This is a genomic window from Pseudomonas sp. BAV 4579 (assembly GCF_009765395.1).
GTDB lineage: Bacteria > Pseudomonadota > Gammaproteobacteria > Pseudomonadales > Pseudomonadaceae > Chryseomonas > Chryseomonas aestiva.
Map to the genome: position 1 here is coordinate 1 of NZ_WHOV01000164.1, position 2341 is coordinate 2341.

A 2341-nucleotide genomic window follows, 5' to 3' on the forward strand; every position below is an offset into this window, starting at 1 on the left:
ACCCTCCTGCTTACGCAGAATCTAGTGTGTTGCGTTCACCGGTTGAATCCACACGCTGGTATTGCCCTTCGCGTGGCCAGGCTTCAAAAATAACAGCGATCATCACCGGGCCTCCTCGGCAAGATAAAATTTAGGAATGCGCCCATTCAGCGACGGCAAATAGCTCCATCGATCCGATTGAACAGCGGAAGAAGATTGACGTTGCAACCACTCCAATATCGCTTCAGAGGCGATCGCCAACGCCAGTTGCTGACCTGGGCATTCATGTCGCCCTGAGCCGAAACTAAAGGCTCGTCTGTGGCATCGCTTGAGCAAGAAGCTATCGGGGTCTGGGTTCAGGCCTGGATCCCGGTTTGCTGAAGCGATTAATACCAGAACCGTATCACCCGCCTCCAGGATGGTATCGCCAACAGTGCACCGCTTTGCCACGAATCGCCGGGTGTTTTGCACCGGCGAATCGTAGCGCGCTACTTCAGCCACCAAGTCTCCGACAAGGCTCCGCGCAGGCTGTCCGTGTCCAATCAGGTCTGGATTTCGGTGGAGCGCCACAAGCGTGTTGCCAATCAAGCCTGCAGTCGCTTCGCAGGTCTGTGACATCAAGCCGATCAGGTTGGCAATCAGCGCTTCCTCATCGGCCCATTCAATGGCCTTGCTTTCGCTGCGGATGCGAGCCAAAAAAGCGCTCTCACTTCTATCGTCGCTCAGCAGCACGCTGAATATTTGGCTTAACTGGGTGGAACCAGAATGAGCTTTGGTGATCTGCGCTTCATCACTTAGTGGCGACAGGCAGGCCACAAAATCCCGTGTCAGCTTTGCGACTTCTTGCATGCGGGAAGATGGCAGCCCAATCAACGAAGCAATCACGCAAGCCGGCAACGTGAACATCAATTCGTCTGTAGTTTGAGGGAGTCATTGAGGGCCGTGACCACACGTGCCACCATGTCGGCAATGCTCTTCATCTCGATAGATGCCAGTGCGGGCTCAATCACCATTCTTGGGCACCTATGTAGAGCGCCTTCGTTCATACGCATCAACCGACCAAAAACATCTCCGGCGGCGCCCTGTGCAATGGCGGAAGGAGTTGGCTCGTGCAGGGGGCGCACCCGACAATCTGGGCTCTCCAGAACGGCCTTGACCGCTTCGGCCCTACTCGCAATCCATAAGCCAAAAGCTGCATCGAAGAACATTGCTTTCTGTTGCCTGAGGAGGGCGTAGTAACTATAGGGATCGTCATGGGTGGCTGCTTCAAACGGCGTCATTTCCAAGTCCGGCTCACAAAGAACGGTTACTATCTGCCACTTTCCACACTGACGATTCGCTCAGGAACGAAATATGGATTTCCGAGGCAATGAGCTTGCCCTTTCTCGGATCGCCGGCGCTATTGCCGAACCTGCGAGGACGAAAATGCTTTGCGCGCTTATGGATGGTCACGCGCGAACCAGTACCGAAATGGCCGTTGTCGCCGACGTAAGCACGTCCACCGCAAGTGCGCACCTAGCGAGACTCAAAGAGGACGGGTTGCTCAAGCTGCACACGCAGGGACGGCATCGTTATTACAGTTTGGCGGACATACAAGTGGCACAAGCTCTTGAAGCCCTTATGGTGGTTGGCCAAAACGCGAACCCGAAGTTTGTTTCAAACGCCCCTAACCGATTGCAGTTTGCGCGTACGTGTTATGACCACATGGCCGGAACCTTGGCAGTGCGTCTGCATGATCACTTCATCGAGTCAGGTTGGTTGACCATTGCTGACGCTGATGACCGTGCCTATCAACTGACTGATTGCGGCGAAGCAGCGATTGTTGGTATGGATATCGAAATAGCGAAAGTAAAGGCACAGCGGCGCATGTTCGCTTGTTCGTGTCTGGACTGGAGCATGCGGCGTCCTCACTTGGGCGGTGCGCTGGGAGCTGCTTTGCTTCAAGCAGTCCTGAACCGCAAATGGGTTATCCAAGACCTCGATAGCCGGGCACTTGCATTGACGCCCAAAGGGAAAAAGGAGCTATCTGGCCGATTTGGTATCACCTTCGGAGATGCGCAGACGGAGAAAACAGACATAAGAAATATGACATGATTCACTGCTTCGGATTCATCGACGTCATGAGTGTTAACGTCTGCTTTGCGTCGGATGCAGCCCTTGCGCAGGCCCTGCTTTGCCGGCGGATTATGCCAATTAGATTGAACATAATACCCGCTCGTACGCGGCATAGGTGTTACGGCCAAATAGTAATGTCGCGATCCAGCCAAATAGAAATGTCCCGATCACGCCAGGCAGCTAGCCTACCGGCTTTGCAGCCGATGCGGAGCGCTGGGGATGTCAGCCTACGAGCGGATCACGATGA

Annotated in this window: 1 protein-coding gene and 1 pseudogene; one reads left to right on the forward strand and one right to left on the reverse strand. The window is 54.5% G+C overall.

The window, feature by feature from the left end:
* Positions 1–102 precede the first annotated feature (102 nt).
* Positions 103–1259, reverse strand: a pseudogene (locus GSQ95_RS23410) (cytochrome P450).
* Between the two features lie 73 nt (positions 1260–1332).
* Between GSQ95_RS23410 and GSQ95_RS23415 the strand changes: the two are divergent.
* Complete coding sequence (locus tag GSQ95_RS23415; protein ID WP_158896563.1) at positions 1333–2073, forward strand: helix-turn-helix transcriptional regulator; 741 nt, start codon at positions 1333–1335, stop codon at positions 2071–2073.
* Positions 2074–2341: the final 268 nt, after the last annotated feature.

Excerpts from the sequence above, each read along its gene's own strand:
- GSQ95_RS23415 (WP_158896563.1), top strand. The coding sequence starts at position 1,333 with ATGGATTTCCGAGGCAATGAGCTTGCCCTTTCTCGGATCGCCGGCGCT.